Below are 24,813 nucleotides of genomic sequence, written 5' to 3'. Positions count from 1 at the left end.
TGGCCACCCCCGTGCTGCCAAGGTACTCGCCCCCGCGCCCGCCGCGACCGCTGCGAGATCGATCAAGCCGGATCGGCGCACCCCCGGATGTCCGATGTGGACACTGGGTTGTATAACGGCCTATACCCGACGCTCGTAGCAGGCGATGACGACGCCTTTCGTGGTCGTGACGCTGCTGGTGAGAGCGAATTCGGTGAACGGGCCGCCGTCGGCGAACAGGCGTGCCCCGGAACCGAGGGTCAGCGGGTGGATCAGCAGCGTGTAGCGGTCGACGAGACCGGCGGCGTGGAGGCGGCGGACGAGCGAAGCGCTGCCGATGACCGAAAGGTCGTTGCCCGGCTGCGCCTTCAGCGCGGCCACCGTGGCGGCCGCGTCGCCGCGGAGCAGGATCGAGCCCGGCCACGCCGTGACGTCGCCGAGCGTGGTGGACGCGACGTACTTCGTGGCGGCGTTCATGTGCGTGGTGAACGGGTTGCCGTCGTCGCGGTGCGCCCAGGCGGTGACGAAGTCCTGCCACGTGCGGCGGCCGAACAGCATGTCGCCGGGCCGGTCCAGGCCGCGGCCCATCTCCCGCGCCATGACTTCGTCCTGGTAGCGGGTGCCCCACCCGCCGTGGGCGAAGCCGCCGCGGGTGTCCTCGTCGGGCCGGCCGAGGCCCTGGACGACGCCGTCGAGGGTGACGCTCATGGTGACGTTGACCGATCGCATGGGTGCTGTCCTTCCGGTTCCGGTGCCGTACTCACCGCCTATACGAACGGCGGCCCCGTGGATCGACAGGGGCCGTGATGGGATGACGGGGTGATCATCGACCCCGCCGTCCTGTTCCTGCTCGTGCTCGCCGGTGCCGGTGCGGGGCTGGTCGGGGCCACCGCCGGGCTCGCCTCGCTCGTTTCCTATCCCGCGCTGCTGGCCGCCGGGCTGCCGCCGGTGACCGCGAACGTCACCAACACTGTCGCCATGCTCGGCACCACCGTGGGTGCCGCCGCCGGGGCGCGGCCCGAGCTGGCCGGGCAGCGGTCGCGGCTCGTGCCGCTCTGCCTGATCACGACCGTCGGCGGTGCGTGCGGCGGTGTGGTGCTGCTGCTGACCCCGGCCGGCGCGTTCACCGCCATCGTCCCGTGGCTGATCGGCGGCGCGTCGCTGGTGCTGATGGCGGGACCGCGGCTGCGCCGGCTGGCCGAAGGCGCCGAGCACCACGGGCTGAGCCCGGCCACCGGCGTGGCTGCCTTCTTCATCGGCGTCTACGGCGGCTACTTCGGTGCCGCCGCGGGCGTGCTCATGCTCGCGCTGCTCGTCTCGGTGTGGACCCAGCCGCTCGCCCGGACGAACGCGGCGAAGAACCTGGTCACCGGCTCGGCGAACCTGCTCGCGGCGATCGTCTTCGCGGTCACCGGGAAGGTGGTCTGGCCTGCCGCGCTCGCCGTCTGCCTCGGCTCGCTCGCCGGTTCCTGGCTGGGCTCGATCCTCGTGCGGCACCTGCCGGGGACGCCGTTGCGCATCGGGATCGGCATTGCCGGGCTCGTTCTCGCCGTCGTGCTGGCGTTTTCCTGACGCCGCAGGGCATGATCGGCGGGGTCGTCGGCGAGGAGGCCAGATGAGCATTGTCGGGACCAGGGTGGTCCGCCGGGAAGATCGGAACCTGATCACCGGCGGCGGAACCTACGTGGACGATCTGCGGGAGGAAGCGCTCGCTACGGCCGTGCACGCGGTGTTCGTGCGCAGTCCGGTCGCGCACGCGCGGATCACCGGCATCGACGTCGCCGCGGCCGCGTCGGCGCCGGGCGTGGTCGGCGTGTTCACCGCCGCCGATCTCGGGCTCGAACCGCACGAGGCCGGGCCGGTCCGCGAACCGTGGCTGGCCGACGGGATCGTGCGCTACGTCGGGGAACCGGTCGCGCTGGTGCTCACCGAAGAGCGTTACCAGCTGGCGGACGCGGCCGAGCTCGTCGACGTCGACTACGACCCGCTCGACGCGGTCGCGAGCATCGACGCGGCACTGGACGGCGGGACACTGCTGTTCCCGGACACCGGCAGCAACATCGTCCAGGTGCACGGCATGGCGGAGTTCGACGACACGATCTTCGACGACTGCGAAGTCGTCGTCACCCAGACCATCCTCAACCCGCGTGTCGCGCCCGCGCCGCTGGAAGTCCGCGGCGCGGCGTGCGCCTGGGGCGAGGACGGCAGGCTGACCGTCTGGCTTTCCACGCAGAACGCGCAGATCGCGCGGTCCCAGCTGGCGGGCAGCCTCGGCGTCGGCGAGGAAACGGTGCGGGTGATCGCGCCGGACGTCGGCGGCGGCTTCGGCGCGAAGATCGGCGCGGACCCCGAAGCGACCGTGCTCGGCTGGGCCGCCAAACGGACCGGCCGCGCGGTGCGCTGGGTCGAGTCGCGCAGCGAGAACCTGACGGCGATGACGCACGGCCGCGCGCAGCGGAACACCGTCACCCTCGGCGGGAAACGCGACGGCACGGTGCTGGCGTACCGCCTCGACGTCGTCCAGGACTCGGGTGCCTACCCCCGCGCGCTGTTCCTGCCGACCCTGACCGAGATGATGGCCGTCGGCGTCTACCGGTTCCCGAACGTCCAGACCCGCAGCCGCGCGGTCGTCACGAACACGACGCCGATCGCGGCCTACCGCGGCGCCGGCCGTCCCGAGGCGACCGCCGCGGTCGAGCGGGCCATGGACTGCTTCGCCGCCGAAATCGGGATGGACCCGGCGGAACTGCGCCGGATCAACTTCATCCGGCCCGAGCAGTTCCCGTACCAGACGCCGACCGGGGCTTCCTACGACACCGGCGAGTACGCCGCGGCGCTGGACAAGGTCCTGGACGCCGCCGGGTACGCGGAGCTGCGGGCCGAACAGCGGCGGCGGCGCGAAGCGGGCGACCCGGTCGAGCTCGGCCTCGGGATCGCCGCCTACGTCGAGATCACCGGCAGCGACGCCGCCGGCGAGAGTGGCCGCGTCGACGTCCACCCGGACGGCTCGGTCGTGGCCTGGACCGGCAGCTCGCCGCACGGGCAGGGGCTCGGGACGACGCTGGCGATGCTGCTGTCGGACGCCCTCGGCGTCCCGCTGGAGAAGATCACGGTCCGCCACGGCGACACCGACGAGGTGCCCAAGGCGATCGGCACGTTCGGCTCCCGGTCGCTGCAGATGGGCGGCTCGGCGATCCGGCAGGCGGCCGACGAGGTGATCGCGCGGGCCCGCGAGCTGGCGGCCGAACTGCTGGAAGCCGCGCCGGACGACCTCGAACTGGACGTCGAGCGGGGTGTCTGGCAGGTCCGCGGCGCGCCGTCGAGCACCGTGCTCGGCTGGGCTCAGGTCGCCGAAGCCGCCGGTGGCAAGCTCTCCGCCGACGTCTGGTTCGGCGGTGCCAAGCCGACGTTCCCGTTCGGCGCGCACCTGGCGGTGGTCGAGGTCGACACCGAGACGGGCAAGGCCGAGCTGCGCCGGATCGTCGCCGTCGACGACGCCGGCCCGATCGTCAACCCGCTCACCTTCCGCGGGCAGCGGCACGGCGGGCTCGCCCAAGGCGTCGCGCAGGCGCTGCTGGAAGTCGTCAGCTACGACGAAGACGGCAACCCGACGACCGCGACGCTGGCGGACTACTCGTTCGTGACGGCCGCGGAGCTGCCGGACTTCGAGCTGGTCGACATGGCCACCCCGACCGACCGGAACCTGCTGGGCGTCAAGGGGATCGGCGAGGCCGCGACGATCGGCTCCACCCCGGCGGTGCACAACGCCGTCGTCGACGCGCTGAGCGCACGCGGCGTCCGGCACCTGGACATGCCCGCGACCCCGATCCGGGTCTGGGCCGCACTCGAAGAGGCTGGGAAGGGGAGCGCGCGGTGAAGGTTTCGATCGAGGTCAACGGGCGGCCGGTGGCCGGGGAGGTGCCGGACCGGACGCTGCTGGTGCACTTCCTGCGGGACACCGCCGGCCTCACCGGCACGAACGTCGGCTGTGACACGACGTCCTGCGGTGCGTGCACGGTGCTGCTCGACGGCGAGTCCGTCAAGTCGTGCACGGTGCTGGCCGCGCAGGCCGCCGGCCACGCCGTCACGACCGTCGAGGGGCTGGAAGGCTCGGACGGGACGCTGCACCCGGTGCAGGAGGCGTTCCGTGAGCAGCACGGGCTGCAGTGCGGGTTCTGCACGCCGGGGATGATCATGGCGGCGGTGTCGCTGCTGGCCGACAACCCGAAGCCGACGCGGGACGAGGTGCGGGCCGGCCTCGAAGGCAACCTGTGCCGCTGCACGGGTTACCACAACATCGTCAGCGCCGTGATCGACGCCTCGGGCCAGGAGGTGGACCGGTGATCCCCGCCGAGTTCCGCTACACGCGTGCGTCCACAGTGGACGAAGCGCTGGACCTGCTCGCCACGCACGGCGACGAGGCGAAGGTGCTGGCGGGCGGGCATTCCCTGCTGCCGCTGATGAAACTGCGGCTGGCCGCCCCGGAGTACGTGGTCGACATCGGCCCGGTCGGCGAGCTGCGATACGTCCGCATCGAGGGCGACGAGGTCGCGATCGGGGCGCTGTCCCGCTACCGCGATCTCGCGCTGGATCCGGTGCTGCTGAAGCACGCGCCGCTGCTGGCGGAGGTGTCCGGCTCGGTGGGTGACCGCCAGGTCCGCCACCGCGGCACGATCGGCGGCTCGCTGGCCCACGCGGACCCGGCGGCGGACCTCCCGGCGGCCGTGCTGGCCTCGGACGCGACCCTGGTCGCGCGCGGCCCGGACGGCGAGCGGCGGATCCCGGCGGCGGAGTTCTTCCTCGGGCCGTTCACGACCCCGCTGGACCCCGCGGAGCTGCTGACGGAGGTCCGGGTGCCCCGGCAGACCGGCGCCGGGTGGGCGTTCGAGAAGTTCACCCGCCGCGCGATCGACTGGGCGATGGTGGGCGTGACGGTCACCGGCGGCCGCGTCGGCCTGGTGAACATGGGCGGCGTCCCGCTGCGGGCGACGGCCACCGAGCAGGCATTGGCTGCGGGAGCGTCGATCGAGGAGGCTGCGGCACTGGCGGCCGAGGGAACGAACCCGCCGGACGAGCCGCACGCGACGGCGGAGTACCGGCGTCACCTGGCACGGGTGCTGACGCGCCGGGCGCTGACGCGGGCGGACGCCCGCCGGAGTGGATGATCGCGACGGCCGATTTCCGCCAGCGGGGTGTCCCCGCGCGACGGCAAGCTCACCGGTGTGAAGACTCCTGTGCACACGGCCATCGAGCCCGGCATCCTGTACTTCGGCACCCCGGTGGTCCTGATCTCCAGCACCAACGAGGACGGTTCGCCCAACCTGGCCCCGATGTCGTCGGCGTTCTGGCTGGGCTGGCGCGCCGTGCTCGGCCTCGGCGCGCGATCGAAGACCGCCCGTAACCTGCGGCGCACCGGCGAATGCGTGCTCAACCTGCCCTCCGACGCCCTCGCCCCGGCGGTCGACCGGCTCGCGCTCACGACCGGCTCGGACCCGGTCCCGCCCGGCAAGCAGGAGCGCGGCTACTTCCACGTGGCGGACAAGTTCGGCCGGGCCGGGCTGACGCCGGTGCCCTCGGAAACCGTGGCGCCGCCGCGGGTCGCGGAGTGCCCGGTGGCGATGGAGGCCGTCGTCTCGGCCGTGCACCCGGTCGCGGACGAGGATCCCGCGCAGCGCGGGGGAATCCTGGCGTTCGAGGTGCGCGTGCAGCGCGTGTTCGTGCACGACTCGATCCGCCTGCCAGGCAGCGACGACCACATCGACCCGGACGCCTGGCGGCCGCTGATCATGAGCTTCCAGAAGCTCTACGGCCTGGGGCCGCAGGTCCATCCGTCCACTTTGGCCAGGATTCCGGAGCGGCTCTACCGCGGCCCGGACATCGACCGGGCACGGGAGATCGCCCCGGTCCGCTGACCGGCCGGCGCTTGCTGAAAGGGACGTTCCTGGCGTTTGACGCGAGGAACGTCCCTTTCGCCGCGCCGGACGAGACGAACGTCCCCTTCAGCCCACCCGGCAGGGGACGCGGCGGCTTTGCCCGCACAGTCCAGGGATGGTGGTCTTTCGGGCACGCGCGCGGCGGCGCCGACGCGAGGTCTTCCGGCACTGCTACTGTTCGTAAGGAGCGTTGCTTGAAGGCTTGACGAAAGAATCGGCGAGGGGAAATGGCGGAGCGGTTCGAGTTCGTCCTCGAGATCGTCGAAGCCCTCGTCGTCGGCCGGGCGACCGGCGGCGACGTCCGGCGGTACCCGTTGCGCGCCGGGAACCTCCCGGCCGATCCCGTGCGGTTCGTGCGGGTTGCGCGCCAGGTGTACGACGCGCTCGAACAGCGGCGGCTGTCGGTCTCCGGTGAGCTGCACCCGGGTGTGCGGACGGCGTTCGAGCTGCTGGCCGAGCCCCGCGTTTCGGTGGCGGTGAGCGGCATCGACGGTCTCGGCGCCGACGTCGCCGTGCTCGTGGTCACCGATGGTGCCCAGGCACTCGGCATCACCCAGGCCCCGGACACCGACGAGCTGCTGTTCTCGCTGTTCGCCGACGAGGACCTGGTCGAGGTCGTCACCGGCGTGCTGCCGCCCGCCCCGGCCGCGACCACCGGCAGGCACGTCGTGCACCGCGCCGCCGGGCGCGAAGTCTCCGCGATGACGGCCAAGCGCATTGCCGAGGCCGAGTTCGACGAGGAAGAAACCGACGCCTTCGGCATGATCGAGGTCAAGGCCGTGGTCCGGCCGGGCCGCCGCCCGCCTGCCCGCAAGCCCGCCGACGTCGCGGTGCTCGAACGCGTGCTCGCCGAACCGCGGCTCGGCGGCGGCCACATCGCCGTGACCGCGCAGGGCAGGCACGGCGAGCGCGTGGCCGGTGAGCCGCTGAGTTGGCTCGACACCGCCGACGGCCGTTACCTCGTGCACACCACGACCGGCGACGCCGGCGAGCTGACCGCCGAGTACGTGCCGGCCGGCCGGGCCGACCTCGCCCGCGCGATCCGCGCCGCGATCGCCGCCGTCTACTGACCCCGGAAGGAACGCCCTGATGAACGAAGACACCGTGGCGGCGACCGTCCAGGCGGTTCAGGCGATGAAGGAGTACGAGACCGCGCAGGCACCCGCGCAGAAGGCGATGGCCGCGGTCCGGGTCGGCCTCGCCGGTGCCCAGCTGAAGCGGCTCGCGCAGAGCGGCGGCTTCGCCGTCGACGACACCACCGGCAACCAGATGATCGAGGCGCTGGAAGGCGTGCTGGAGTCGCTCGAAGCGCGCTGGGCCGCGCTGCAGCGGCTGCACGACGCCCCCGCGATGGGCCGCACCGCCACCGGGCAGTGGGTGTCCGCGCACATGGTGAACACCGCGGCCGACGAGCACGGCCTGGTCACCCAGCTGCAGGCGGCGCGGCAGGAGTTCCCGACCTACATCGAAGCGATCAAGCTGGCGAAGCAGAACTACCAGTCCCGGGAAGAGAACACGCGGGCCACGCTCGCGGCGATCCCGCCCGCCGACCACCAGAGCTGAGGGAGACCGTGGCACCCACCGCCGAGTCCGTGTCGGACCCGTCGTCGCCGGACTACGACCCGCGCAGCCCGTTCTACGACGTCACGGCCGACCCGTCGTCGAAGTACTACGTCGGTCCGCTGACCACGAACGACGCGCCGTCCGGCGACGAGATCCGGGAACGGGCCACCCAGGAGATCGACGAGGAGATCCGGCGCGGCTGGCTCGGCCCGGTCGTCGACCCCGTCCTGCGCGACCGGGAAATCCAGGACCGGTACGAACAGCACCTCGCCGAAGCCCGGCACGGCCTCGACGAGGGCCTCACCCTGCGCGAGACCGGCGGGGCGCCGCGCACGCTGTGGAGCAACGCCAGCCACGAGCAGATGAACGAGGCCATCACCCGGGACGCCAATTCGGCGACCGTCGCGGAGACCTCGGAGGAGTGGGTGCGCGTCGGCAACGAGCTGGGCACGCACCAGAAGACGCTGGCCGACGCGATCGCCGCGAGCACCGGCAACTGGCAGGGTGACGCCGGCGACGCCGTCCGCGAGCACCTTGCCGGGGTGGGGAAGTGGCTGGGCGCGACCGCGCAGGGCGCGACGCTCGCCGGGCGCCAGCAGGAAATCCACTCCCAGGCACTCAACGAGACCCAGCGGCAGATGGCCGCCAACCCGCCGGTGCAGTTCGACCTGCAGGCCACCAACCAGCGCCTGATGTCGATGACCGACCCGGTGCAGTACGCCGCGGCGGCGGGCGAGGCAATGCAGACCTACCGGGCGCAGCAGGCCGCCCGCGAGCACGCCGCGCAGATCATGACCCAGTACGACGAGACGATCGGCGCCGCGGTCGCGACGCCGAGGTTCCCGGCACCGCCGAAACTGCCGACGGCCGACGTCGCGACCCAGGGACGCCGGATGCCCGCTGGTGGCGCTGCCGCGGGCGGCGGCACTGCCGCGGACGTGGCTGTCGCCCGGCCGATGATGGCGCCTGCCCTGCCCGACATGGCGACGCGAACCCCGGCGAGTCCCGACGTGGCCGGAACCGGCGGTCCGGGCGGCCCGGGTGGTGCCGCGGCCGGTGCCGGGATTCCCGGTGGTGCCGGTGGTGCCGGATTCTCCGGTCCCGGGATCCCGGACGCCACGGGCACGGGCGGAAGCGGCTTCTCCGGCGGTGGCTCGGGATTCTCCGGCGCGGGCATCCCGGCGGCCGCCGGCGGTGGTGGCGGCGGCGGTGGTGCCGGTTTCACGCCGCCGAAGTTCGACGCCCCCGACCTGCCCGCCGGTGGCAACTTCAGCGGTGCCGGGATTCCCGGCGCCTCGGTCCCGCACGTCGACGACACCACGAAGACGACCGGCTTCGCCCCGCCCGGCATCCCCGGCGGCGGGACGGGCGGCAGCGGCTTCACACCGCCGAACATCCCGAACATCCCCGTGCCCGACGTCCCGGGTGGCGGCGGCCGCGGCGGTGGTCCGCTGCCCGGGTTCACCCCGCCGGGCATCGACCCGCTCACCGGCCTTCCCATCAACACCGGCACCCCCGGCGGCGCGAAGCTGCCGACGATCGGCCGCGGCGGCGGGATCAACGGCGAAAGCATCGCCAGCCGCTTGGGTGGTCTCGGCGGTGGCGGCGGAGCAGGTGGCGGTTCCCTGGGCGGAGCCGGTGGCGCCGCGGCGGGGGCGCGCGGCGCGGGCAGCCTGAGCGGTGGCGCGGCGTCCGGTGTGGCTGCGGAGGCCGAAGCGGCGGCGGCGCGCGGTGCGGCGTCCGGGCGCGGTGCGGCCGGTGCGGCGGGTACCCCTGGCATGGGCGGCATGGGTGCCGGGGCCCGCGGCGGCAAGAAGGACGACGACAAGGAACACAAGGCCGCCGACTACCTCGAAAGCGACGACCCGGACTTCTTCGCGGGCGAGCAGGTCGTGGCCCCGCCGGTGATCGGCGACTGGAAGAACCAGGATTGGAAGTGAGCGCATGACTGCCGGCGGCTTCGAGGTCGAACCGGACGACCTGGTCGCGCACGCGAGTCACGTCGACAGCCTGGTGGACCGGCTGAACACGGCGGCGTCGGCGGCGGACACGGCGATGTCGGACCACGCGTACGGGCTGCTGTGCGCGTTCCTCCCGCCGATCATCCGGCCGACGGGCGAGCAGGCGAAGGACGCGCTGAACGCGTCGGCCGAAGGCGTGCGCGGGCTTTCGGAGAACGTCCGTACCGCCGCACAGTCCTATCGCGACGGTGAAGAAGGCAACGCGCAGCCGTTCGAGCGCCAGCTCACGGCCGCGCCGCGCACGGAAGCGAGGGCGAAGGCATGACAGGGCCGAACGGGCTGGGCGACCTGATGCGCGACCCGGAGCAGACGATCCGCCGGATGGACGACTGGGTGGCGGGCTTCGCGGCCAAGGCCCAGCGCTACCAGGCGGCCCAGGAGCAGACCGAGCGGCTGCGGCTGACGGCGACCAGCGCCGACGGCGCGGTGAGCGTCACGGTCGGCGCGGACGGCACGGTCACCGACCTGACGTTCACGAACAAGGTCAAGTCGTTCCCGCTGGAGGAGCTGTCCCGGCAGATCCTCACGACGATGCGGCGCGCGCAGTCCGGCATCGCCGACCGCGTGGCCGGGGTGATGGCCGAGCAGCTGGGCGACGAGGACCGCGAAACCCGCACGGCCCTGCTCGACACCCTGCGCGGCCGCTTCCCCGACCCGGACGAGCCGGACGACCAGCAGCCCCCGGCACCCCCGGGCCCGGTCCCGCCGTCCCCGGCGGGCGGGGCGGGGCTCCCACCGGCACCGTCGGCCCCGCAGGCGTCGCCCCCACCGCGTCGGCCTGCGGCGGAGACCGACGACGAGGACAACAACCCCTGGTGAGCCGTCGTGAGTGGTAATTCGGGTTCTAACCCGAATTACCACTCACGAGAAGCCGGGAAAGCGCCGTCCGGCACGCTGCCGGGTCCCGCGTTACGCCCCTTCCGGGACTCGACAGCGGTCCTCCGGTGGTCGACACTGGGCCGATGACCGGCCTGATCACCGGTAGCCGTGTCCGGCTGCGGCCTGCCGCCGCCTCGGATGCCGCCCGGTTCGAGGAGATCCTGTCGCACCCCGAAGTCGCCCGCTGGTGGGCCGACGCCGAGGAGCCCGTGTCCGCCCAGGTGTCCTACCTCCTGGACCCCGACGAGGGCACCACCACCTACGCCATCGAGCACGACGACGTCGTCGTCGGCATCGAACTCGCCTTCGAGGAGGCCGACCCCCAGTACCGGCACGCCGGGATCGACATCGCCGTCCACCCGGACTGGCAGGGCCGCGGCCTCGGCTCGGACGCGATCCGGACGCTGGCCGAGCACCTGTTCACCACCTGCGGGCACCACCGGCTGGTGATCGACCCCGCGGCGGACAACGAGGCCGCCATCCGGCTGTACCGCTCGCTCGGCTTCCGGCCGGTCGGCACGATGCGCTCGTACGAGCGCGGGCCGGACGGCAGCTGGCACGACGGCCTGCTCATGGACCTGCTGGCCGAGGACCTGGTGCCCGCGGCGGCGCTCGCCGGTTCGTGAGCACCGAGGCGCCACCCGTCGCGGCCCGGCAGCTGCGACGGGTCGCCGTCGCGAGCGCGGTCGGCACCACGATCGAGTGGTACGACTACTTCATCTACAGCACCGCGACGGCGCTGGTGTTCGGGAAGCTGTTCTTCACGTCGCTTTCGCCGGCGTCCGGCACGCTGGCGGCGTTCGCCACGCTCGGTGTCGGGTTCCTGGCCCGCCCGGTCGGCGGCATCCTGTGGGGCCACTTCGGCGACCGCGTCGGCCGCAAGGCGATGCTGGTGCTGTCGCTGGTCCTGATGGGCGTGGCGACGGTCGGGGTCGGCCTGCTGCCGACGTATGCGGCGATCGGCGTGTGGGCCCCGGTCCTGCTGCTGGTCCTGCGGCTGCTGCAGGGTCTGAGCGCGGGCGGCGAGTGGGGCGGCGCGGCACTGATGGCCGTCGAGCACGCGCCCGCGGGCCGCCGCGGCACCTACGGCGCGTTCTCGCAGATCGGCGTCCCGGCCGGGCTGATCCTCGCCCAGCTGGTGTTCTTCGTGCTCGGCCGCGCCTTGACCGACGCGCAGTTCGCCGCCTGGGGCTGGCGGGTGCCGTTCCTGGCGAGCATCGTCCTCGTCGGTGTCGGCCTGGTGATCCGGCTGCGGATCGAGGAGTCGCCGGTCTTCGCCCGGCTGCGGGCGGAGGAGGCCCGCAGCAGCCGCCCGATGCTCGACGTCCTGCGCGAACGGCCGCGGGCCCTGCTGGTCGCGTCGGGCAGCTTCGTCGCGAACACCGCGATCGGCTACATCTTCCTGGCGTACCTGCTGTCCTACGGCACGTCGGTGCTCAAGATCGGCCGCGCGACGATGCTGGTCGTCGTGATCGTGGGCAGCGTGACCTGGCTGGCGGCCATCGTGCTCACCGCGGCGTGGTCGGACCGGATCGGCCGCAAGCCGGTGTACCTGGCGGGCTCGGTGCTGCTGGTGGCCTGGCCGGTGCCGTTCTTCCTGCTGGTCGACACGCGCGCGGTGGCGGCGCTGATCATTGCGGTGGTGGTGCTCAACGTCGGCCTCGGCGCGACGTACGGGCCGCAGTCGGCGTTGTTCGCCGAGCTGTTCGAGCCGCGCTACCGCTACAGCGGGGCGTCGTTCTCGTACGCGGTGGGCGCGGTGCTGGGTGGAGGCTTCGCACCGTTGATCGCGACGGCACTGCAGACCGCCACCGGCACTTCGCTGTCGGTGGCGCTCTACCTGGTGGCGGTGGCGCTGCTGAGCCTGCTCGCGGTGGCGTTCATCCCGCGCCGCTAGAGGCGGTGCAGCGGGATCGCCGCGGCCATGCGCTCGTAGCCCGCGTCGCCCGGGTGCAGGTGGTCGCCCGAGTCGTAGGCGGGCAGCATCCGCAGCGGGTCGGCCGGGTCGCGGACCGCCGCGTCGAAGTCGATCACCGCGTCGAACACCCCGCTCGTGCGGATGAACTCGTTCACCGCCTGCCGGGTTGCTTCGAGGGTTTCGTCGTAGACGCGCCAGCCCTTGAACGGCGTCAGCGTGCCGCCGAGGACGCGGATGCCGCGCGCGTGGGCCTGCGCCACGAGCTGGCGGTACGCCGAGGTGATCGCGGCCGGGTCGGTCTGGTGCGGGGTCTGCTGGATGTCGTTGATGCCTTCCAGCACGATCAGCGTCCGCACGCCGCCCACGCTGAGCACGTCCCGGTCGAAGCGCGACAGCGCGTTCTGGCCCGCGCCGGACCCCGGCACGTCGAGCAGCAGCCGGTTGGCGCTGATGCCCGCGTTCAGCACGCCGAAGCGGCCGTGCAGCCGGTCGGCGAGGTAGTCCGGCCAGCGGTGGTTCGCCCCGGCCACTGAGCCGACGCCGTCGGTGATCGAGTCGCCCAGCGCGACGATCGAGGCTTCGGCGCCGCCCTGGACGTCGACCCCGGAAACGTAGTGCCACACCGAGGTCTGCTCGGTGTAGGGCGCGCCGGACTCACTGGCGGCGAAGTCGCCGGCGCGGGTGAAGTACGACGTCTGCGCCGCGGCCGGGTGGTAGGTGACCGGGCCGGACTTCGCCGGCACGTACGTCGTGACGAGCAGGTTGGCATCGGCGGGCACGCGCAGGTTCACCGGGTCGCTCAGCGCCTCGGCCCCGGCGGGCACGACGACCTCCGGCGCGCCGCCGAACGTCAGCGACCGCAGCGTGCCGGGCACGGCGTCGGCACCGGCGCCCTGGACGGCGATCGTGACGTGCCCGAAGGTCAGCGGCGAGGCCCCGAAGGCGTTCGACAGGTGGACGCGGGCGCGCCCGCCGCCGGCGCTGGTGTGCACGACGTTGCGGATCGAGTAACCCGGGTAGCCGTCCGGAGTGTTCGCCACGGCCGACGCGGGCGCCGCGGCCCACGTGCCGACCCAGCCGCCGATCGCGTGCTCGAAGAGAGCGCTTTCCGGATTCGCACTGCCCGGCGAGGTGAGGATGCCCAGACCCGCCAGGACGGCCGCGCCCACGGCCAGGAAACGTCGCATGATCCCACGGTGGCTGGTGATCGCCGAAGGGGCGACCGCTGATCAGGTGAGCGAGGCGGACAAGATCTCCGGACAGGCGGGGAAAGGGGCGGGCCCGTCCGGGATTCTGGGGATGCCGGACGGGCCCGCGCGAGGTGGCCGTTGCCGCGACGGCCGCTCGCCGGGGCACCCGGTCCCGATCGGGCGGAGGCTGGCCCGGATCGTTGCATCGTGGCAACCCCGGAGGGCGTGTGCGAGACGCCCTCACCCAGAGCACGGCCCCCGCCCCGCCCCGGTTCAGCGCCGGCCCGGAATTCTTGACCCTGCAGCTTGGGCGGACCGGGAAAGGCCGTGAATGGCACATTGACGGCCTTCAAGTCCCTCAATGTGCCATTCACGGCCTTTGAGTGGGGTACGGCGGGCGGGCCGGGGCTTTGGGGTACAGGGAAGCGCGCGGCCGGTGAAGAGGCTTTCGCGGGGTGGGGCGGGCCGGGATGCGGCCGTGAGGTTCTTCTTGCGGGCTATTACGGCCGGTGAAGGCTTTCACCGGCCTTTCGAGGGGTGCGGCGGCGGGCGGCCGGGCTTGGAGCGCAGGGAGCGCTGGCCAGCCGGGCTTGGGGGCGCAGGAAGCGGGCGGCCGGGCTTTCGCGCGGGGGCAGCCGGAGCTTGGGGTCGCAGGAAGCGCGCGGCCGGTTCTGTGGCCGCAACGCTTCCGCCGCCGTCGCGCGGGGAAGACCTCGGCCGGGCGGGCCAGGTTGGCCGGCAGGGCGGGGCCGGGATGCGCCACCTTCACGAACTTCCGTGGCGGGTCAGGCGGCGGTGGGCAGCCCGGTGAGGGCGCGGCGGCCCGCGTCGGTGAGTTCGGCCGGGGCCCACTGGCCGGGGGCGACCAGCGTGGCCGCGCGGATCAGGCCCGCGCGGGCCAGGTCGTGGGCGGTGCTCTGGTCGCAGCACGACAGGCCGTCGACGCGCAGGTCGGGTTCGCAGCTGCAGCGCAGCTCCGCGCGGCCCTCGCCGACCGCCTTGAGCATGGCGATCGCGCGGTGGGTCAGCGCGCTCGGGAGGGTGGGCATCGGTCTGGCCTCTCGGTCCGGCGGGTGCTGCGGCTCGTTACCCCGTAGTACGAGCCGACCGCGAACCCGGTTCATTTCGGGTGCCCTCTTGACACCGGGGGAGCCGTCAAGCAGGGTCAGTCATCGGATGAATCACACCCAATTGTGACAGCTGAGCCCGAACGTGGGCAACAGTTCGCCGTACTCATCCGATCCCTGGAGGTTCAGTGACGACCTTCCCCCGCCGTCAAGCCCTCGGCATGGCCCTCGGGGGTGCCGTGGTGCTCGGCGCCGCCGGCCTCGCCCCGGCCGGTGCCGCCACCCGCGAAAGCACCGGAAGCGCCGACAACGCCGACAGCACCCCGATCGTCCCGCCCCCGCCACCGGTTCCCGTCGCCCTCGACGCCTGGTTCACCGGCGACGGCATCGACAGCGCGTCGGCGCCCGGCGGCGACTTCGACGGGTCGGGCTACACCTTCCCGGCCGAGCACCTGCCCGCCGGGCGGACCGCGACCGTCGGCGGCATCCCGTTCACGCTCGGCTCGGCGGCCGCCGGCGCGAAGAACAACATCGCCGCCACCGGCCAGCGGATCGACCTGCCGAAGGGCCGGTACTTCGTCGCGTACTTCCTGGTCGCGTCCAGCTACGGCGCCACCGGCGGCACCGCGACCGTGCACTACGCCGACGGCAGCACGAGCACCGGGTCGCTGTCCGGCCCCGACTGGTACACCGGCACCGGCGCCCTCGTCTCGCCGTTCCGCTACGCACCCGGCGGCGTCGTCGACAACAACCCGGTGTCCCTGGCCACCGGCCAGGTCTGGATCGACTCCGCCCGCGAAGCCGTCGCCCTGACCCTGCCGAAGACCGCGAACCCGGCGCCGAACGTCGCCAGCCTCCACGTCTTCGCGCTGACCCTGCAGCCGGTGGCCGTCGGCCGTTCGGCGCTCATCCTCGACGGCCGTTCGACGGCCAACCTGCTCACCGACGGCGGCCCGCAGGCGGCCGAGGTGACCGTGGTCAACGCCGGGACGGTCTGGCTCGGCGCGCGTGACCGGGTCAGCGTCACCGTCGATGTCCCCGGCGGGCGGACCACCGTGCCCGCGGCCATCCGCGCGCTGGCGCCGGGCGAGCAGGCGACCGTGCGGCTCGGGATCGCGGCGAACGCGTCCGTCCCGCCCGGCACCACCGCGAACGGTCAGCTCCGCGTCACCGCGGGCCGGGCCACGCTCGCCACCCAGCAGGTGCCGGTCACGCTCGGCATCCCGGACTTCCGGCCGACCGACGCGTCCCTGTCCACCCACCGCGCGCCGTACTGGTTCTCCGACGCCAAGTTCGGCATCTTCATCCACTGGGGCGTGTACGCCGTGCCCGCGTGGGCGCCGGTGGGGCAGCAGTACGCCGAGTGGTACTGGCAGAACCAGCAGGACCCGAACGGCGCGACCTACGCCTACCACCGGCAGAAGTACGGCGAGAACTTCGTCTACGACGACTTCATCCCGATGTTCACCGCGGCGAAGTTCGACCCGCGCGCGTGGCTGCAGCTGATCGCGGACGCGGGCGCCGAGTACTACGTCCTGACGTCGAAGCACCACGACGGCTTCGCGTTGTGGGACACGAAGGTCAGCGACCGCAACTCCGTGAAGCTCGGGCCGAAGCGCAACATCGTCGCGGAGTTGTTCGCCGCGTCGCGGAGGTACACCCCGCAGCTGCGCAACGGCCTGTACTTCTCGCTGCCCGAGTGGTTCAACCCGGACAACCCGTGGATGGGCCACGCGCCGCGCAACCCCTACACCGGCGCGCCGCTGCCCTACACCGGGTACACCGCGGGGAAGGACTTCGTGCGGGACTACCAGGCGCCGCAGGTGCTCGAACTGATCAGGGAGTTCGACCCGGACGTGCTGTGGTTCGACATCGGCGGGGTCAACGACAGCCGGGCCGTGCTCACCGAGTACTTCAACCGCGCGAAGAACCGCAAGCGCCCCAAGGACGTCACCTACAACGACCGCGGCGGCATCCCGGACCACGACTTCACCACGCCGGAGTACACGACCTACCCCAACACCGTGGTGGCGAAGTGGGAGGCGAGCCGCGGACTCGACCCGTTCTCCTACGGCTACAACCGCGCGACCCCGGACGACCGCTACATGACGGCGGCGGAAGTGGTCCGGACCCTGGTCGACATCGTGTCGAAGAACGGCAACTTCCTGCTCGACATCGGCCCGGACTTCGACGGCACGATCCCGGACGTCATGCAGCGCCACCTGCGGGACGTGGGCGCGTGGCTGAAGGTCAACGGCGAAGCGATCCACGGCACGACGTACTGGTCCCGGATGGCCCAGCTCGGCCACCTGCGGTTCACCGTCCGGCAGAACGAGGCGTTCTACGTGCACTCCCTGACCGCGCCGGGCAGCCGCCTGGTCGTGGACGCCCCGGTGCCGATCCGCGCCGGTGACCGGGTGACGCTGCTCGGGTACCGCGGCAGTCTGCAGTGGACGGTGGAGAACGGCTCGCTGGTGATCGACGTCCCGGCCGCGGCCCGCGAGGCAGGGCGTTACGCCTGGGTGTTCAAGGTCGCCTGGAGCTGACGCGGCGGCTCAGAAGTCGGCGTGAGCCCGAGCGTAACCGGGCCAACTGCTCAATAGAAGCGGCGCAGCTGCGGCCACGCCTGCGACCACGGCCGCGTCAGCGTGCAGAGGGAAAGCCGGACGCCGTTCTCGTCGTTGTTCACCTCGGCGGGACTCCGATGCGCCGAAACCGGGCGGCACCCGGTGATCAGCCGTGCGGCCGGGGAGCCGGGCGCGATCCGCCCGACCAGCAGGACCGGCCCGACCAGCCGGTCCGGGGGCGGACCCCAGTCGGCGTAGGACATGTGGGGCGAGTACGGCTGCGGCAGCCCGCGCTCGGGCCCGTAGCGCTCGATCGCGCCTGCCTCGCCGTAGTTTCCGGCGAGGATCACGGCCGTGTCCCGGTCGGCCGCCGGGATTTTCGCCCACGCGTCCGCGACACTGACGGCGAACTCAGGCCAGCCGACCTGCTCGCCGGGCTCCTTGGTCATCGCCAGCACCGGGTCCAGCGCGGCAGGCGGCAGCACCGGGAGTCCGATGAGGACGGACACCGCCCCGCACACCACCGCGGCCGCGCCGGTGAGCACGCGCCGGGTCGTGCCGCGGCGCAGCCAGGCCAGCACCGGTTCCGCGCCGAGGGCCATCAGCGGCAGCAGCAACGGCACTGCGTAGTACGGCTTGCCGCCCAGCACCAGCAGTTCCCCGCACACCACCGGATACGCGATCGCCAGCGGCCGGGCCCAGCGCAGGGCGGGTTCGCGCCACGGCCGCACCAGCCCGGCCACCCACACCGGCACGAGCACGGGGGAGAGGAGGACCAGCTGCATCGGCACGAACAGGACGCGGTTCTCCGCGCCGTCGTCCTCGCTGATCCCGCCCGCGACGGACAGCATCGGCCAGCCGCGCGACGCCTGCCAGAGCACGACCGGCGCCGCCAGGACGACGGCGACCGCGACGCCCGCCGCGAGCCACCAGGACCGCAGTACCCGGCGCGGCCCGGCGACGGCCACGCCGATGCCCAGCCCGGACAGCAGGAGCAGGACCAGCCACTTGTTCGCCAGGCCGAGGCCCGCGGTGGCGCCGACGGCGAGCCACCACCGGCCGTCGCCGGTGCGCAGCAACCGCAGTCCCGACAACGTGATCAGCGACCACAGCAGGACGTCCGCGCTGTTGGTGGCCAGCATGTGCGACACGACCAGCACGTAGGTGGACGACGCCGTCGCGATCGCGGTGAACAGCTGGACACCGCGGCCGCCGCCGAACTCGCGGGCGACGAGCGTGACGGCCACGACGGTCGCCATGCCCAGCAGCGTCGCCACGACCCGCAGTCCCGCCGGGGTTTCGCCGAACAGCGCCGTCGACGCCCGCGCCAGCCACGGCGTGATCGGCGGATGGTCGACGTAGCCCCAGTCCGGGCGGCGGCCCGCGGCGACGAAGTACAGCTCGTCGCGGTGGAAGCCGTACCGGCCGGACAGCGCGGTCAGCACCACCGCCTGGACGGCGACGACGATCCCGGTTTCCCGCGCGGCGAACCGCGGTAGCGAACGACCGGCCCCCATGGCAGTCTCCCCTCGGCGTGCCCGGGATCGTACGCCGGAGATCAGGCCGCCGGGAGCACTCCGACGAATTCGCCGCCCGCGTCGGCCACCAGTTCGGCCACGGACTGCGCGCGGCGGATCGGCGTGAACTCGACGTCCTCGCCGGACACGGTGAAGCCGTGCACGGCCGGGCGCGGCATCGTGTTGTAGGCGTAGTGCGCGCCGAAGTAGTACGCGCCGGTGTCGTGGGCGACCACGAGGTCGCCGGGTTCGAGCAGGGGCAGCGGCCGTTCGCGGGCGAGCAGGTCGCCCGCGAAGCACAGCGGACCGGCGATGTCCTGCGGCACAGCGGGCCCGGTCTTCGGACGGCCCGCCGCGTCGAACGCGCCGAGCCGCAGCGGCCAGTGCTCCGGCTGGAGCACCGTTCGGGCGGCCACCTGCGCGCCCGCGTGCGTGACCGCGATGGGCCTGCCGCCCGCGGTCTTCGTGTACTCCACCGTGCTGACCAGGAAACCGTTCTTGGCCAGCAGCGACCGGCCGAACTCGGTGACGAAGGAGTAGCGGCCGTCGGCGAGGGCGGGGACCCGCGCGAGCAGCGTCGCCACGTAGTCGGCGTAGGTCGGGCCCTGGTCCTCGGAGGCGAAGTTCACCGGCAGTCCGCCGCCGAGGTCGAGGCTGGTCACCTGCCGGTACCCGGCTTCGGCGTTGATCTCCTCGGCCAGCTCGTGTACCGCGGCGACGCCCTCGGCCATCAGGCCGGGCGGGCAGCCCTGCGAGCCGACGTGGACGTGCAGCCGGGTCAGCCACGGCCGCCGCGCGAACGCCTCCAGTAGTAATGCGCGGTTTCCGTTGTCCCGCAAGGGAATCCCGAACTTCGACGCGGCGGTGGCGGTGCTGGTGTCGCCGATCCGGCCGGCACCGACCTGCGGGTTGATCCGCAGGCCCAGCACCGACCGCGGCGGCGTCGCGCCGACCAGGCGGTCGAGCCGGGCGAGCTCCTGGAAGTTGTCGGCGTTGACCGCCGTGCCCTCGGCCAGCGCGTGCGCCAGCTCGGCGGTGGTCTTGGCGGGGGAGTCGAGCACCAGCCGCTCCCCGCGGACGCCGGCGGCCTCGGCCAGCGCCGTCTCGCCCGGGCTCGCGACTTCGGCGTCCACGCCGAGATCGCCGAGGAACCGCAGGAGCGGCGCGAGCCCGCAGGCCTTGACGGCGACGGTGTGCTGGACGCGCCCGAGCGGGGCGAACGCCTTGGTGAGGTCCTCGACGGCCTCCCGGACACCGGCGAGGTCGACGAACCCGGCCAGGGGGTCGGCGAGCCGCCGGTCCGCGGCGGCGGCGAGGGCGAGCAGCTTGCGGTCGGTGCGGGTCGTCATGCTGTCCAGGACAGCAGCGGCCGGGGCGCGCGGTCCAAGACTTCGTCCTTCTCGATCCATAGGTTTGTCCTATAGTGGCTGGGTGGACCTGCGCCGATGGCACTACTTCGCCGTGCTCGCCGAGGAGATGAACTTCACCAGGGCGGCGGCGCGCCTGTTCGTCGCGCAGCCGTCGCTGAGCCAGCAGATCCGCGCGTTCGAGGCCGAGCTGGGGGTGGCACTGCTCGACCGCTCGGGACCGCGTTTCGCCCTGACGGAGGCGGGCCGCGTGGCGGCGGCGGAGGCCCGGGAGCTGCTGGACCACCTGGAGCGCGCCCGAGGCGTGATCGCGGCAACCGCCCGCGGCGACGCCGGACGGCTGCGGATCGCCTACACGCGTTCGGCACCGGGCCCGCTGGCCGCCGACCTGGTGGCGGCGTACCGGTCCCGCCACCCGGACGTCGAGCTGGCCCTGGAGACGGGCTGGACCAGCCTCAACCTGACCCGCCTGGCAGCGGGCGAGATCGACGTGGGTTTCGTCCGGCCCCCGCTGACGGCGCCCGGCATCGAGGTGGCGGTGGTGGGATCGGAGGAGGTACTGCTGGCGCTGCCGTCAGGCCACGCACTGGCCCGCCACCGCGGCCGCATCCGGCGGGCCTGGATCGCGACGGAGCCGGTGGTGTTCTGGCCGCGCGAGAACGGGCCGGGCCAGTACGACGCCATCAGTGGGCAGGTCTGGCCGGAGGGGGTGCCGCCGATCGTCCGCGAGGAACCGGAGGACGAGCAGCTCATGCGCGCGGTGGCGGAGGGGGCGGGGATTGCGGCGATCCCGGAACACCGGGCCCGGGCTTTGCGCCGCCGCGGGGTGGTGTTGAGGAGGCTGGAGGACCCGGTGCCGCGGATCGATCTGGGACTGGCCTGGCGGGCGGGTGCGGTGTCGCCGGTGGTGCGGGGGTTTGTGGAGCTGTCGCGGCAGGCCGCGGGGAGGTAGCTTCAGGCGCCCCAAGGCGGCCTTGGGTGCGTTGGGTGCACCGAAGGCCGCCTTGGGTGCGTTGGGTGCACCGAAGGCCGCCTTGGGTGCGTTGGGTGCACCGAAGGCCGCCTTGGGTGCGTTGGGTGCACCGAAGGCCGCCTTGGGTGCGTTGAGCGCACCCAAGGCCACCTTGGGGCGCACTGCCCGGTTGGCTCAGCGCGGGCACCGGCACATCGACCAGGCCGCCGAAGAGGCCCGCCGCCGAAGAGGCCTGCCGCCGCCGGAGGGCCCGGCAGCGTGGGGCCCGCCGTCGGGGGCGTGCCACCCGTGGCCCGGCAGCGAGTTATCCCTAGCCGAGAGCCCCGGCAGTGGAGCTAGTCCTCCCCGAGGGCCATGCGCACCGCGGCGACCACGGTGGGGTGGCCCAGCGGCAGGGGCGGCCCAGCGGCAGGGGCGGCGGCACCCGGTCCTCCGGCCCGTCGGTGCTCGACGCCACCACCCGCACCTGCGTGCCCGCTTCCCGCAGCTTCGTCACGGCGTCCTCGTGCTCGGCGAGCCACGCTTCGTTGGCCTTTGCCGCGTCGCCCGAGGGCAGGAAGGCGTCCGAGGCCGGGTCGACCAGCAGCACTTGGGATGCCGCGCCGGCGTGGCGTTCGGCCAGCTGGAGGGCCTCGGCCGCGAACGGGCCGGAGGCCACCAGTGCGATCTGCGGGTCGTCCGGTCCCGCGTCGGCGAGGACGTCGTCGGCTTCCGTGAGGGCGCCGCCCGCCGGTACCCGGCACCAGAAGATCGCGCGCTTTTCCGACAGGGGGCGCCAGGTTGCCGGCAGCTCGTCGTGCTTCCCGGCTCCCGCCGGGTCCAGGACGATCACCTTGGGGCCCGACGCGTCGCCGGCGGTGACGACGGACGGGCCTTCGGAACGGGCGGGCTCGAGAGGCATGCGCTTTCCTTTCAACGACTCAACGACGGGGAAGTTCGGGCGAGTCCGTGTCGAGCGGGACCGAACCCGACCGGACCAGTCCAAGTTGGACGGTCTGGCGGCCGGTCAGCTTCTCCAGTGCCCAGTCGGCCGCCGTGCGGATGCGGTTGCCCGGCATTGCCATGAGGTGGTAGCCGCGCGTCACCGCCTTTGCCGGGCGGCCGGACAGGGGCACGTGCAACGGATTCGCCGCCGCGGCACCGGCGCCGAGGTCGACGACGAAGCCGAGGTCGTGGTGCCGGTAGCCGGCCGGGCGGCCGTAGCCGAGCGACGCCGCGACGTTGCGGCCGGCCAGCTTGCCCTGCCGTTCCGCGTGCTGCGCGGTCATCGCGGTGTACTGGCCGGGACGGGTCGCGTCCGGCACCGCCGCCGCGTCGCCGCAGGCGAAGACGTCGTCTCGGCCCGGGACGTTCAGCTGCTCGGTGACGACCAGCCTGCCCTTGGCGGTCGTCAGCCCGATCTGCTCGACCAGCGGATCGGGCCGCACGCCGACGCACCACACCAGCGTGCGCGTCGGCACCGACTCGCCGTTGGTCAGCGTGACGCCCTTGGCGTCGGCGTGGTCCACCGACGTCTTCATCAGCACTTCGACCCCGCGCGAGCGCAGGACCTCGTCGGCGGTCCGGCCGAGCCGAGAGTCGAGTTCGGGCAGCACGCGCTCGGCGACGTCCAGCAGCAGCCAGCGGATCTGCTGCCCGGCCAGCTCGGGGTGGCGCGCGGCGAGGGCCTCGGTGAACGCGGGCCCCTGCGCGGCGACCTCGGTGCCGGTGTAACCGGCGCCGACCACCACGAACGTGCAGCGCGCCTCGCGCTCGGCCGGGTCGTCGGCCGCCGCGGCCAGCTCGATCTGCCGCGTGATGTGGTCGCGCAGGTACAGCGCCTCCGGGACACCGCGGAAACCGTGCGCGTTCTCCGGGACGCCCGGGATCGGCAGCAGCTTGTTGACGCTCCCCACGGCCAGGACGAGCCGGTCGTAGCGGATCGTGCGCTCGTTGTCCTCGGGATCGGTGTAGGAGACGGCGCGGGCGTCGAAGTCGACCCCGGTGGCGACGCCGAGCACCAGGCGAACACCCGGCAGCGTCTGCGGAATCGACACCGTGACCCGCCGCGGGTCGAGGATCCCGGCCGCCACCTCGGGCAGCAGCGGCAGATAAAGGAAGTAGTCCGTCGGATTCAGCACGACGACTTCGACGTCCTCACCCGCCTCCTTACGGAGGCTCTTGGCCGCGTGGTACCCGGCGAAGCCGCCGCCGACGATCACGACACGCATGGATCTCCTTCCAGGGTGGCGGATATCCGTCCCGCGTCGATTACCCGAGGTCGGAGGCGGGAAACGCGTGGGGTTGACCTGGGGGCACAGGGGCGTACGGTCAGTGGTGTTGGCTGTTGTTCAGACACGTGCTCCGGTCAGCGCCCCTGTACGCTGAGAAAGGGAGCGCCATGCAAGACCTTTTCCGCACGATTCACGAACCGTCGGGGCTGACGGTCACGTCGACCGACCGGCCCGGCGGGATCCGCGTCCTCACCCTGGTGGGCGATATCGACGCCGCCACGGTCGGGACCCTCGAAAGCGCCCTCGCCACCGGCGGGCCGCTGGTGGCCGACCTGTCCCGGGTGAGTTTCCTCAGCTGCGCCGGCGTCCGTGCGCTGCTGCACGCGAACGCCCGCACCGGACTCGCCGTGGTCGCCGGTGGCCACGCGGTCACCCGATCGCTGCAAGCCACGGGCGCCGATGTGGCGCTGAGCATCCATCCGGAGGTCGGGGCGGCGCTGGCCGTGCTGGCACCGGCGGTTCCCGAGCCGGGCCGCGAGGCGTGACGGCGGCTGCGAAGCCGCCCGTTCGCTGAACAGCTGAACGGGACCCGGCCGGGAGGCGTGACCGCGACGGCCACGCCTCCCACCGTCCACAGTGGTCAGTCGTCGCCGGGCCAGTCACCGGTGGCCTTGCGGTAGCCGACCGCGCCGGCGCGCTCGGTGGCGGCCTTGACCGCGCCGAAGATCGCGCCCTGGACCGCCGCCGCGATCACCACCTGCCGCCAGGTGTAGTCGCGGTCGGTCGCGTCCGGCGCGTCCTCCTCGCCGGACACGCGCTTCCACACCTGCTTGAACGCCTGGCCGGCGAGGATGCCGCCCAGCGCACCCACGACCCAGCTCAGCGGCTTGTACAGCACCTTGTTCACGAGTTCCTCCGGCGCAGGATCAGGCGGATCGCGATCAGCAGGCCCAGCACGCCGGCGAAGACCGGCAGCGGGTGGGCGCGCACGGCGTCGGCACCCTGGCGGAACCTGACCGCGGTCGGCTCGTTCGTCACTTCGGCGACCTTCGCGGTCGCCTGGTCCAGCTTGTCGTCGACGTTCTCCCGCACCCTGGTCTTCACGTCGAGCTTCTGCCCGAGTGCTTCCAGGGTCTCGGTCAGCTCTTCCCGGGTGACGTCCCGGTCGAGCCGCGCCTCTTCGGCGTTCTTCGGGAAGTCGCCGCTCATGTCCGCACTCCCTGCTTCACGGTGTCCACGTCTTCGCGGACGCCGGCGATCGCTTCCTCGGGCACCGGCGGCGCCCCCTGCGTGACCTCCTTCTTGCCGGCCAGCGCCGCTATTCCGGCCACGAGGAACAGCGCCACCGCGACGATCACCGCCGCCAGCCAGCCCGGCACCACGAGCGCCAGCGCCAGGATCGCGGCCGCGACCAGCGCGCCCGCGCCGAAGAACGCGAACAGGCCCGCCGCACCGAACAGCCCGGCGCCGAAGCCCAGTTTCTTTCCCTTGCGCTGCAGTTCGAAGACCGCCAGCCGCATCTCGTCCCGGACCAGCCGCTTGACTTCGTCGGTCAGGTCCGTCACCAGCTCGCCGACCGAACGGTCGGCCGCCGGTTTCCGGTTTGCCTCTTCGATCACCGAACAC

At 72.9% G+C, this 24,813-nt stretch carries 25 protein-coding genes; 15 read left to right on the top strand and 10 right to left on the bottom strand.

From position 1 onward, the window contains the following. Positions 1 to 120 precede the first annotated feature (120 nt). On the bottom strand, positions 121 to 708 hold the full coding sequence (locus ABJI51_RS34100) for a dihydrofolate reductase family protein (protein WP_348955207.1): 588 nt from the start codon (positions 706 to 708) through the stop codon (positions 121 to 123). A 90-nt stretch (positions 709 to 798) separates the two neighbouring features. Between ABJI51_RS34100 and ABJI51_RS34095 the strand changes: the two genes are divergently transcribed. The 12 genes from ABJI51_RS34095 to ABJI51_RS34040 all read left to right on the top strand — a co-directional run bounded on the left by ABJI51_RS34095 (position 799) and on the right by ABJI51_RS34040 (position 12,272). Next, entirely contained in the window at positions 799 to 1,551 is a 753-nt protein-coding gene (locus tag ABJI51_RS34095) for a sulfite exporter TauE/SafE family protein (RefSeq protein ID WP_348955206.1), read from the top strand. A gap of 43 nt (positions 1,552 to 1,594) precedes the next feature. Then, a complete protein-coding gene (locus ABJI51_RS34090; RefSeq protein ID WP_348955205.1) occupies positions 1,595 to 3,856 on the top strand; it encodes a xanthine dehydrogenase family protein molybdopterin-binding subunit in 2,262 nt (753 codons plus the stop codon). Next, entirely contained in the window at positions 3,853 to 4,323 is a 471-nt protein-coding gene (locus tag ABJI51_RS34085; protein ID WP_348955204.1) for a (2Fe-2S)-binding protein, read from the top strand. Before ABJI51_RS34090 ends, ABJI51_RS34085 begins: the two co-directional genes overlap by 4 nt. Continuing rightward, the gene (locus ABJI51_RS34080) at positions 4,320 to 5,144 is read left to right on the top strand and encodes an FAD binding domain-containing protein (protein ID WP_348955203.1); all 825 of its coding nucleotides are present in this window, start codon (positions 4,320 to 4,322) and stop codon (positions 5,142 to 5,144) included. Before ABJI51_RS34085 ends, ABJI51_RS34080 begins: the two co-directional genes overlap by 4 nt. 57 nt (positions 5,145 to 5,201) lie before the next feature. Next, positions 5,202 to 5,891, top strand: coding sequence for a flavin reductase family protein (locus tag ABJI51_RS34075; protein WP_348955202.1), 690 nt, complete (start codon positions 5,202 to 5,204; stop codon positions 5,889 to 5,891). Between the two features lie 248 nt (positions 5,892 to 6,139). After that, complete coding sequence (locus ABJI51_RS34070; RefSeq protein ID WP_348955201.1) at positions 6,140 to 6,982, top strand: ESX secretion-associated protein EspG; 843 nt, start codon at positions 6,140 to 6,142, stop codon at positions 6,980 to 6,982. A 19-nt stretch (positions 6,983 to 7,001) separates the two neighbouring features. Then, positions 7,002 to 7,475 carry a hypothetical protein gene (locus ABJI51_RS34065; RefSeq protein ID WP_348955200.1) on the top strand — a complete coding sequence of 158 codons (474 nt, stop codon included), beginning with the start codon at positions 7,002 to 7,004 and terminating at the stop codon, positions 7,473 to 7,475. A gap of 8 nt (positions 7,476 to 7,483) precedes the next feature. Next, positions 7,484 to 9,415 carry a hypothetical protein gene (locus tag ABJI51_RS34060; protein WP_348955199.1) on the top strand — a complete coding sequence of 644 codons (1,932 nt, stop codon included), beginning with the start codon at positions 7,484 to 7,486 and terminating at the stop codon, positions 9,413 to 9,415. A gap of 4 nt (positions 9,416 to 9,419) precedes the next feature. After that, positions 9,420 to 9,761, top strand: a complete 342-nt coding sequence (locus ABJI51_RS34055) for a type VII secretion target (RefSeq protein ID WP_348955198.1) — start codon at positions 9,420 to 9,422, stop codon at positions 9,759 to 9,761. After that, entirely contained in the window at positions 9,758 to 10,315 is a 558-nt protein-coding gene (locus ABJI51_RS34050; protein ID WP_348955197.1) for a YbaB/EbfC family nucleoid-associated protein, read from the top strand. Before ABJI51_RS34055 ends, ABJI51_RS34050 begins: the two co-directional genes overlap by 4 nt. Before the next feature lie 143 nt (positions 10,316 to 10,458). Beyond that, the gene (locus ABJI51_RS34045; RefSeq protein WP_348955196.1) at positions 10,459 to 11,001 is read left to right on the top strand and encodes a GNAT family N-acetyltransferase; all 543 of its coding nucleotides are present in this window, start codon (positions 10,459 to 10,461) and stop codon (positions 10,999 to 11,001) included. After that, a complete protein-coding gene (locus ABJI51_RS34040) occupies positions 10,998 to 12,272 on the top strand; it encodes an MFS transporter (RefSeq protein ID WP_348955195.1) in 1,275 nt (424 codons plus the stop codon). The genes ABJI51_RS34045 and ABJI51_RS34040 overlap by 4 nt, the downstream gene beginning before the upstream one ends. On the opposite strand, the gene ABJI51_RS34035 is transcribed toward ABJI51_RS34040, so the two are convergent. Then, positions 12,269 to 13,480 (bottom strand): SGNH/GDSL hydrolase family protein, encoded by a 1,212-nt coding sequence (locus ABJI51_RS34035; RefSeq protein ID WP_348955194.1) that lies wholly within the window; start codon positions 13,478 to 13,480, stop codon positions 12,269 to 12,271. The genes ABJI51_RS34040 and ABJI51_RS34035 overlap by 4 nt on opposite strands. Positions 13,481 to 14,268: 788 nt before the next feature. Continuing rightward, the gene (locus ABJI51_RS34030; protein WP_348955193.1) at positions 14,269 to 14,532 is read right to left on the bottom strand and encodes a hypothetical protein; all 264 of its coding nucleotides are present in this window, start codon (positions 14,530 to 14,532) and stop codon (positions 14,269 to 14,271) included. Positions 14,533 to 14,738: 206 nt separating this feature from the next. Between ABJI51_RS34030 and ABJI51_RS34025 the strand changes: the two genes are divergently transcribed. Then, a complete protein-coding gene (locus ABJI51_RS34025; protein WP_348955192.1) occupies positions 14,739 to 17,096 on the top strand; it encodes an alpha-L-fucosidase in 2,358 nt (785 codons plus the stop codon). A gap of 50 nt (positions 17,097 to 17,146) precedes the next feature. On the opposite strand, the gene ABJI51_RS34020 is transcribed toward ABJI51_RS34025, so the two are convergent. Further along, positions 17,147 to 18,634 (bottom strand): ArnT family glycosyltransferase, encoded by a 1,488-nt coding sequence (locus ABJI51_RS34020; protein WP_348955191.1) that lies wholly within the window; start codon positions 18,632 to 18,634, stop codon positions 17,147 to 17,149. 41 nt (positions 18,635 to 18,675) lie between these two features. After that, positions 18,676 to 19,983 (bottom strand): type III PLP-dependent enzyme domain-containing protein, encoded by a 1,308-nt coding sequence (locus ABJI51_RS34015; protein ID WP_348955190.1) that lies wholly within the window; start codon positions 19,981 to 19,983, stop codon positions 18,676 to 18,678. A gap of 82 nt (positions 19,984 to 20,065) precedes the next feature. Here ABJI51_RS34015 and ABJI51_RS34010 point away from each other — a divergent pair, with 82 nt between their 5' ends. Next, positions 20,066 to 20,953, top strand: a complete 888-nt coding sequence (locus ABJI51_RS34010) for a LysR family transcriptional regulator (protein ID WP_348955189.1) — start codon at positions 20,066 to 20,068, stop codon at positions 20,951 to 20,953. Positions 20,954 to 21,284: 331 nt separating this feature from the next. On the opposite strand, the gene ABJI51_RS34005 is transcribed toward ABJI51_RS34010, so the two are convergent. Both ABJI51_RS34005 and ABJI51_RS34000 read right to left on the bottom strand, forming a co-directional pair. Beyond that, positions 21,285 to 21,875 carry a hypothetical protein gene (locus tag ABJI51_RS34005; protein WP_348955188.1) on the bottom strand — a complete coding sequence of 197 codons (591 nt, stop codon included), beginning with the start codon at positions 21,873 to 21,875 and terminating at the stop codon, positions 21,285 to 21,287. A 19-nt stretch (positions 21,876 to 21,894) separates the two neighbouring features. Further along, the gene (locus tag ABJI51_RS34000) at positions 21,895 to 23,184 is read right to left on the bottom strand and encodes an NAD(P)/FAD-dependent oxidoreductase (RefSeq protein WP_348955187.1); all 1,290 of its coding nucleotides are present in this window, start codon (positions 23,182 to 23,184) and stop codon (positions 21,895 to 21,897) included. Between the two features lie 170 nt (positions 23,185 to 23,354). On the opposite strand from ABJI51_RS34000, the gene ABJI51_RS33995 reads away from it, so the two are divergent. Next, the gene (locus tag ABJI51_RS33995) at positions 23,355 to 23,732 is read left to right on the top strand and encodes an STAS domain-containing protein (RefSeq protein WP_348955186.1); all 378 of its coding nucleotides are present in this window, start codon (positions 23,355 to 23,357) and stop codon (positions 23,730 to 23,732) included. A 95-nt stretch (positions 23,733 to 23,827) separates the two neighbouring features. On the opposite strand, the gene ABJI51_RS33990 is transcribed toward ABJI51_RS33995, so the two are convergent. From ABJI51_RS33990 to ABJI51_RS33980, 3 genes are read right to left on the bottom strand one after another with little or no spacing between them, the layout of a single operon-like run. Then, the gene (locus tag ABJI51_RS33990; RefSeq protein WP_348955185.1) at positions 23,828 to 24,094 is read right to left on the bottom strand and encodes a DUF4235 domain-containing protein; all 267 of its coding nucleotides are present in this window, start codon (positions 24,092 to 24,094) and stop codon (positions 23,828 to 23,830) included. Then, the gene (locus ABJI51_RS33985; RefSeq protein WP_348955184.1) at positions 24,091 to 24,396 is read right to left on the bottom strand and encodes a DUF3618 domain-containing protein; all 306 of its coding nucleotides are present in this window, start codon (positions 24,394 to 24,396) and stop codon (positions 24,091 to 24,093) included. Before ABJI51_RS33985 ends, ABJI51_RS33990 begins: the two co-directional genes overlap by 4 nt. Then, the gene (locus ABJI51_RS33980) at positions 24,393 to 24,806 is read right to left on the bottom strand and encodes a phage holin family protein (RefSeq protein WP_348955183.1); all 414 of its coding nucleotides are present in this window, start codon (positions 24,804 to 24,806) and stop codon (positions 24,393 to 24,395) included. The genes ABJI51_RS33985 and ABJI51_RS33980 overlap by 4 nt, the downstream gene beginning before the upstream one ends. Positions 24,807 to 24,813 lie beyond the last annotated feature (7 nt).

It is taken from the genome of Amycolatopsis melonis, from assembly GCF_040064235.1.
Classification (GTDB): Bacteria; Actinomycetota; Actinomycetes; order Mycobacteriales; family Pseudonocardiaceae; genus Amycolatopsis; species Amycolatopsis melonis.
Note: the sequence above shows the minus strand (reverse complement) of the source record. Positions and strands in the feature narration are given on the sequence as shown.

Excerpts from the sequence above, each read along its gene's own strand:
- ABJI51_RS34100 (WP_348955207.1), bottom strand. The coding sequence starts at position 708 with ATGCGATCGGTCAACGTCACCATGAGCGTCACCCTCGACGGCGTCGTC.
- ABJI51_RS34090 (WP_348955205.1), top strand. The coding sequence starts at position 1,595 with ATGAGCATTGTCGGGACCAGGGTGGTCCGCCGGGAAGATCGGAACCTG.
- ABJI51_RS34070 (WP_348955201.1), top strand. The coding sequence starts at position 6,140 with ATGGCGGAGCGGTTCGAGTTCGTCCTCGAGATCGTCGAAGCCCTCGTC.
- ABJI51_RS34065 (WP_348955200.1), top strand. The coding sequence starts at position 7,002 with ATGAACGAAGACACCGTGGCGGCGACCGTCCAGGCGGTTCAGGCGATG.
- ABJI51_RS34055 (WP_348955198.1), top strand. The coding sequence starts at position 9,420 with ATGACTGCCGGCGGCTTCGAGGTCGAACCGGACGACCTGGTCGCGCAC.
- ABJI51_RS34050 (WP_348955197.1), top strand. The coding sequence starts at position 9,758 with ATGACAGGGCCGAACGGGCTGGGCGACCTGATGCGCGACCCGGAGCAG.
- ABJI51_RS34045 (WP_348955196.1), top strand. The coding sequence starts at position 10,459 with ATGACCGGCCTGATCACCGGTAGCCGTGTCCGGCTGCGGCCTGCCGCC.
- ABJI51_RS34035 (WP_348955194.1), bottom strand. The coding sequence starts at position 13,480 with ATGCGACGTTTCCTGGCCGTGGGCGCGGCCGTCCTGGCGGGTCTGGGC.
- ABJI51_RS34030 (WP_348955193.1), bottom strand. The coding sequence starts at position 14,532 with ATGCCCACCCTCCCGAGCGCGCTGACCCACCGCGCGATCGCCATGCTC.
- ABJI51_RS34020 (WP_348955191.1), bottom strand. The coding sequence starts at position 18,634 with ATGGGGGCCGGTCGTTCGCTACCGCGGTTCGCCGCGCGGGAAACCGGG.
- ABJI51_RS34015 (WP_348955190.1), bottom strand. The coding sequence starts at position 19,983 with ATGACGACCCGCACCGACCGCAAGCTGCTCGCCCTCGCCGCCGCCGCG.
- ABJI51_RS34005 (WP_348955188.1), bottom strand. The coding sequence starts at position 21,875 with ATGCCTCTCGAGCCCGCCCGTTCCGAAGGCCCGTCCGTCGTCACCGCC.
- ABJI51_RS34000 (WP_348955187.1), bottom strand. The coding sequence starts at position 23,184 with ATGCGTGTCGTGATCGTCGGCGGCGGCTTCGCCGGGTACCACGCGGCC.
- ABJI51_RS33995 (WP_348955186.1), top strand. The coding sequence starts at position 23,355 with ATGCAAGACCTTTTCCGCACGATTCACGAACCGTCGGGGCTGACGGTC.
- ABJI51_RS33985 (WP_348955184.1), bottom strand. The coding sequence starts at position 24,396 with ATGAGCGGCGACTTCCCGAAGAACGCCGAAGAGGCGCGGCTCGACCGG.